The organism is Microvirga sp. P4_G7, assembly GCF_056401005.1.
Map to the genome: position 1 here is coordinate 1 of NZ_JBFUKD010000196.1, position 5938 is coordinate 5938.

6 protein-coding genes are annotated in these 5938 nt (G+C 61.1%); all 6 read right to left on the bottom strand.

Annotated features, from left to right (window positions below):
- Positions 1–229: homocysteine S-methyltransferase family protein (locus tag AC1DT3_RS10525; RefSeq protein ID WP_477465204.1), on the bottom strand; the 229-nt coding region annotated here is incomplete at its 3' end.
- A gap of 30 nt (positions 230–259) precedes the next feature.
- Positions 260–1162: a methylenetetrahydrofolate reductase [NAD(P)H] gene (metF, locus tag AC1DT3_RS10530; protein ID WP_477465205.1), complete on the bottom strand. Its 903-nt coding sequence runs from the start codon at positions 1160–1162 to the stop codon at positions 260–262.
- Complete coding sequence (locus tag AC1DT3_RS10535; RefSeq protein ID WP_477465206.1) at positions 1162–2175, bottom strand: ArsR/SmtB family transcription factor; 1014 nt, start codon at positions 2173–2175, stop codon at positions 1162–1164. Before AC1DT3_RS10535 ends, metF begins: the two co-directional genes overlap by 1 nt.
- Positions 2176–2300: 125 nt before the next feature.
- Positions 2301–3176: a DMT family transporter gene (locus tag AC1DT3_RS10540; RefSeq protein ID WP_477465207.1), complete on the bottom strand. Its 876-nt coding sequence runs from the start codon at positions 3174–3176 to the stop codon at positions 2301–2303.
- A gap of 8 nt (positions 3177–3184) precedes the next feature.
- Positions 3185–4669, bottom strand: a complete 1485-nt coding sequence (locus AC1DT3_RS10545; protein ID WP_477465208.1) for an AMP nucleosidase — start codon at positions 4667–4669, stop codon at positions 3185–3187.
- Positions 4670–4834: 165 nt separating this feature from the next.
- On the bottom strand, positions 4835–5938 hold a 1104-nt coding region (ettA, locus tag AC1DT3_RS10550), incomplete at its 5' end, for an energy-dependent translational throttle protein EttA (RefSeq protein ID WP_477465209.1).

Below are 5938 nucleotides of genomic sequence, written 5' to 3' on the forward strand. Positions count from 1 at the left end.
CGTCGCGCACCGCTTCGGGTTGCGTGAGGATCAGGAGATCGTTGTTGCCCTTGACGTCCTGGTCCCAGTCCTTGAAGCGCTGACCGCGAAAGTCCTCTTCCGAGAAACGCGAACGCTGCAACTCCGTCCCCATGGCGCCATCCAGAACAAGGATGCGTTGGGAGGCCGCTTCACGGAGCGCTTTCAAAACGTCGGCGCCATTTGCAGGACGAGGAGTCAGGTCGGACATTGTTTTTCTTTCGAGGTTTTTTGCTGGCGTTCAGGCGGCGACCTTGTCGCCCTGCTCGCGCAGACCGAGAAGGTGGCAAATCGCGTAAACCAGATCGGCCCTGTTCATCGTATAGAAATGGAATTCGTTGACGCCACGGTCGACGAGGTCGAGCACCTGCTCGGCGGCAACGGCAGCGGCGACGAGCTTTCGCGTTTCCACATCCTGTTCGAGACCGTCGAAGCGTGCGGCGAGCCACTCCGGCACGCTGGCGCCGGTTTTCGATGCGAAGTTGGCCGTTTGCTTGAAGTTCTGTACCGGGACGATACCCGGAATGACCGGAATGTTGATGCCGCGAGCGCGGACGCGATCGAGGTACCGAAAATAGAGATCGTTGTCGAAGAAGAACTGYGTGATCGCGCGATCGGCGCCGGCGTCGACCTTCGCTTGCAGCGCGTCGATATCCGCATCGAGCGACGCGGCTTCGGGATGCTTTTCAGGGTAGRCGGAGACCGAAACCTCAAAATCTCCGTTCGCCTTGATCCCGGCGACGAGATCGCAGGTTTGATCGTAGCCGCCCGGATGCGGCGCATACGCGGTGCCGATGCCGGTGAGCGGATCGCCGCGCAGCGCCACGATATGACGAACGCCGGCGTCCCAATAGGATCGCACGACTTCGTTGACCTCGTCCCGGGTCGCGCCAACGCAGGTCAGATGCGCCGCCGGCTTCAGGCCAGTCTCTCGAACGATGCGCGATACGGTCGCGTGCGTACGTTCGCGAGTCGATCCGCCGGCGCCATAGGTCACCGATACGAATTGCGGGCTGAGCGGAGCGAGACGCTCGATCGATGCCCACAACGTAGTTTCCATCTCGGCCGTCTTCGGCGGAAAGAACTCGAAGGACACCTTGATCGGGTTGCCCTGCCGGCTGGCGCGGAAAGTAATGGGCGACATCAGGCGACCTCTTTGTCGGATTCGGCCAACGGCCAATCGGAAACGATGCGGCGATCCTGTCCGATCCAGAGAGAAACAGTCAGTTGCTCCTCTCCTTTCTGGGTCGGATCGATGTTCTTGTTCGCTGCACAATCGAGCCCGGCTTCTTCGAGCCAGGACGTCATTTGATCAGCGGCAAATCCAAGACGGCGGTGAGCTTGCGCTTCCCGCAGGAACTCGAGCCGGTGCGGCGCAAAATCGACGATCAGCAGGCGTCCACCCGGCGACAGCAGACGGGCGGCTTCCCGGATGGCGCGCCCCGGATCATCCAGGTAGTGCAACACTTGGTGAACGACGACGAGATCGAACGTGTCGCGGGAGAAAGGCGGCGCGTAGATGTCGCCCTGCCGCAATTCAATCCGCTGAACACCGGCTTTTTCGAGGTTCGCGCGAGCGACCGACAGCATCGCATGACTCGCATCCAGGCCGACGACGCGCGAGGCGTGCGGCGCGAGAAGCTGCAGCATACGACCCGTTCCCGTGCCGAGATCGAGCAGATTGCGATAGGATTTCGGCCCAAGGGCCTCGAGAACCGCCGCTTCGACGATAGGTTCCGGCGCGTGCAGCGTGCGCAGGCGATCCCATTCCGGCGCAAGACGCGAGAAGAACGCTTGCGCGGCCTGGGCGCGCTGGTTGCGCACGGCGGAAAGACGTGTCTGATCGTCCTGCAGCTGTGGATCCGACCGATCGAGACCCTCCAGCATGGGCCGGAGGATGCGCATGGCGGCACTTCGATCGGTCAGGCGGAAAAAGGCCCACGCCCCCTCCCGATGCCGTTCCACGAGGCCCGCTTCGACCAGCAGCTTGAGGTGACGGGAGATGCGCGGTTGCGATTGACCCAGGATATCGGTGAGATCCGAAACCGAAAGCTCTCCTTCGATCAGGAGAGCCAGAATGCGCAGACGCGTCTCTTCGGCCGCGGCCCGAAGGATGCTCAGCGTCAAATCAAGAGAAGGGGCAGCTTTGTCGGCCATCGCGCAACGATCTCACATATAAAGATATGTTTATATCCGATTTGGCCCGACGGCAAGAGGCGATCGTCGCTGGAAGAGCCGTCGTTGATGGAATGCGAAGGATCGTCGCCCCTGATCGGTCTCGCCTATTTCTTTTGGCGTACCCGAGCGCGACCGGCGGCAACGACCAGTACGAGCACCGCACCGGAAACGAGCCAAGCCGAAATCCCGATCGGCTCCCGGTTGAGGAGGGAGGCAATCAGCAGCGTGACGAAGGTTTGAAGCAGTTGGACCTGGCTCACATGGGCGATACCGCCGATGGCCAAGCCGGCATTCCAAGCGAAGAAGCCGATATACTGGCTCATGAGCGAGACGTAGAGCAGACCGATCCAGCTCCACGCCGGTATTTGCTCTGGATTTGAAGGAAAGCTCCACAATGCCAAAGGAACGGTTGCCGGAAGAGCCACGACCAGGACCCAGGAGATGACTTCCCATCCCGCAAGACCGGATTGAACGAGCTTGGCCGAAAGAACATAGCCGAGTGCCGAACTTGCGACGGCACCCAGCAAGAACAGATCACCTTGTCGAAGCGTCCCGTCCCCTTCGACAAGAGTAAATCCAGTGACGATCGCCGCTCCCGCCGTCGCCGCGATCCAGAACGCCAGGCTTGGCCGCTCACCGGCAATCATGGTGCTGATGACTGATGTCGCTAAAGGCAGAATCCCGAGAACGACACCGCCATGCGAGGCCGGCACACTCTGCATCGCGAGTGCGATAAAGCCTGGGAAGCCGCCGACGAGGCATAGGGCTACGAGCAGAAGGGTTCCGACTTGCTTGCGCGGCAACGGCTTGCCGAGAAGGAGCAGAGTCGCTCCCGCCAGCAAGCCGGCAAAGGCCGCCCGCGCCGCCGTCACGAAAAGCGGACTAAGATGCTCGACAGCGAGATACGTGAACGGAAGCGTGGCCGCGAAAATGCACACGCCGACGAAGCCGAGCAGCAAGCCCAGTGTTTCGCGTCGCATCCTCGACGTTACCGGAACGGTGGTTCGTCGAAGCTGCGTAGTTTTCGCGAATGCAACGAGGAGCGCTGATCACGCAGGACATCGAGCGCGCTGATTCCGATCATCAGGTGCTCGCTCACCGCGCGCTCGTAAAAGGCATTGGCGGCGCCCGGCAACTTGATCTCTCCGTGAAGAGGTTTGTCGGATACGCAGAGCAACGTCCCGTAGGGAACCCTCAACCGGTAACCTTGTGCAGCGATCGTGCCGCTTTCCATGTCGACGGCGATCGCGCGGGACAAATTGATCTGCCGCCGTTCCTGGCTCCAACGCAGTTCCCAATTGCGGTCGTCGTAGGTCACGACGGTGCCGGTCCGAAGACGACGCTTGAGAGCATCGCCCCGCTCACCCGTGACCTGCGCCGCAGCCTCCTGCAAGGCAACCTGAACTTCAGCCAATGCCGGAATCGGAATTTCCGGCGGGACCATATCGTCGAGGATGTGATCGCGCCGCAGATACCCATGCGCCAGGACGTAGTCGCCGATCGTTTGCGATTGGCGCAAGCCTCCGCAATGGCCCACCATCAGCCAGCAATGGGGCCGGATGACCGCAAGATGGTCGGTAATGTTCTTGGCGTTCGATGGTCCGACGCCGATATTGACAAGGGTGACCCCTTGCCCGTCCTTGCGGACGAGGTGATAGGCCGGCATCTGGAAGCGGTGCCAAGGCGAAGCTCCGATGAGATCGGAGACCGTGCTTTCGTCCAGCCCGCGCTCGATGGTGATGCCGCCTGGCAGAACCAGCCTTTCGAAGGGGCTGTCGTCATTCGCCAGCACGCTCACCGCCCAGCGCACGAACTGATCAACGTAGCGATGGTAGTTGGTCAGAAGAATCCAGGGCTGCAGCGAACGCCAATCCGTGCCGGTGTAGTGAACGAGGCGGCGGAGCGAATAATCGACCCGCGCCGCGTCGAACAGCGACAGGGGCCGCGGATCGCCCTCGCGGAAGATCCAGGTCCCGTCGGCGATCTCGTCGCCGACTTTGGCGAGAAGCGGTGTCGGGAAATGTTGCGCCAGTTCCGCAGCGGAATGCGCCCCACGCCCGAGCTCGTCCCCACGCTCGAAAACGTAGGGATACGGTATCTCCTGGTCGCTGAGACCGACCTCGATGGTCGCGCCGTAGTCGCGGACGAGATAGTTCAGCTGTTCGAGCAAGTAGCCCCGGAAGAAAGCCGGTTGCGTAATTGTCGTTGCGTAAACTCCAGGTCCTTGAAACTTGGCATAAGCGCGCTGCTTGACGGGGGGCACCTCGGTCGACTTGTAGACGACCCTCAGCTCCGGATAGCGAAAGCGGGCTCGCTCTGAGGGACCGGGCGCGACTTTGGTCGTGAAGAAGGTCTCGAGAGCCTGACGCTGCGCCTCGATGGCGGCGTCGTAGAGGCGAATAAGCCGATCGACGGCCTCTTCAGGGGTGGAAACGGATTGGAAGTTCGAAATTCTATCTGCGGACACGTTCATCTCTTGGCACTTGTTAGTGCCTCAAGGGTCATACACGGTTTGTAACAAGAACCCAACTCCCTTCCGCAAAGGACCCCACAATTCCGAGGAACCGGCGGAATGGCCTGGCAGGCAGGCCCGCACAATGGCGGGCCTGCGACCATTTCGTGATCGGGGCCAGTATGTCTAGCGGGAAAATTTCTTGTACTTGATGCGATGTGGAATGGTGGAATCCACCCCGAGCCTGCGCTTCTTGTCCTCTTCGTAGTCGGCAAAGTTGCCYTCGAACCATTCCACGTGACTGTCGCCCTCGAAGGCGAGGATGTGGGTGGCGATACGGTCGAGGAACCAGCGATCGTGGCTGATGATGACGGCGCAACCCGCGTAATCCTCGAGTGCTTCTTCGAGCGCTCGCAGGGTGTCGACATCGAGATCGTTGGTCGGCTCGTCAAGCAGCAAGACGTTCGCGCCCGATTTCAGGATCTTGGCGAGATGCACCCGGTTGCGCTCACCGCCCGACAGCACGCCGACCTTCTTCTGTTGGTCGGAGCCCTTGAAGTTGAAAGCGCCACAATAGGCGCGCGCATTGATTTCGCGCTTGCCCAGATAGAGGATCTCGTTACCGCCTGAAATCTCCTCGTAGAGGGTCTTGTTGGCATCGAGCGAGTCGCGGCTTTGGTCGACATAGCCGAGTTTGACGCTCTCACCGATCTGGATCGCACCCTCGTCCGGCTGCTCCTGCCCGGTGATCATGCGGAACAGGGTGGTCTTGCCCGCGCCGTTCGGCCCGATGATGCCGACGATGCCGCCTGGCGGCAGCTTGAACGACAGCCCGTCGATGAGGAGCTTGTCGCCGAAGGCTTTCTTCAGGTTGTCGAACTCGATGACGTTGTTACCCAGGCGCTCGGCGATGGGAATAATGATCTGCGCGGTCGTCGGTCCCTTCTCGTTCGCCTTGGCTACGAGGTCCTCATAGCGCTGGATACGGGCCTTGGACTTGGCCTGACGGGCCTTCGGAGAGGCGGAAACCCATTCGCGCTCTCGTTCGATGGTGCGCTTGTGCGCCTCCTCCTCACGGCCCTCCTGCTCGAGCCGCTTTTGCTTCTGCTCGAGCCACGACGAATAATTGCCCTCGTAGGGAATGCCGCGGCCGCGGTCGAGTTCAAGGATCCAGCCGGTKACGTTGTCGAGGAAGTAGCGATCGTGGGTCACGATCAGGATCGCGCCCGGGTAGTCGCGCAGATGCCCTTCGAGCCACCCCGTGGTTTCGGCGTCGAGATGGTTGGTGGG

What these genes read in the sequence shown, in the direction of transcription:
- AC1DT3_RS10535 (WP_477465206.1), bottom strand. Translation starts at nt 2,175, where the DNA reads ATGGCCGACAAAGCTGCCCCTTCTCTTGATTTGACGCTGAGCATCCTT.
- AC1DT3_RS10540 (WP_477465207.1), bottom strand. Translation starts at nt 3,176, where the DNA reads ATGCGACGCGAAACACTGGGCTTGCTGCTCGGCTTCGTCGGCGTGTGC.
- AC1DT3_RS10545 (WP_477465208.1), bottom strand. Translation starts at nt 4,669, where the DNA reads ATGAACGTGTCCGCAGATAGAATTTCGAACTTCCAATCCGTTTCCACC.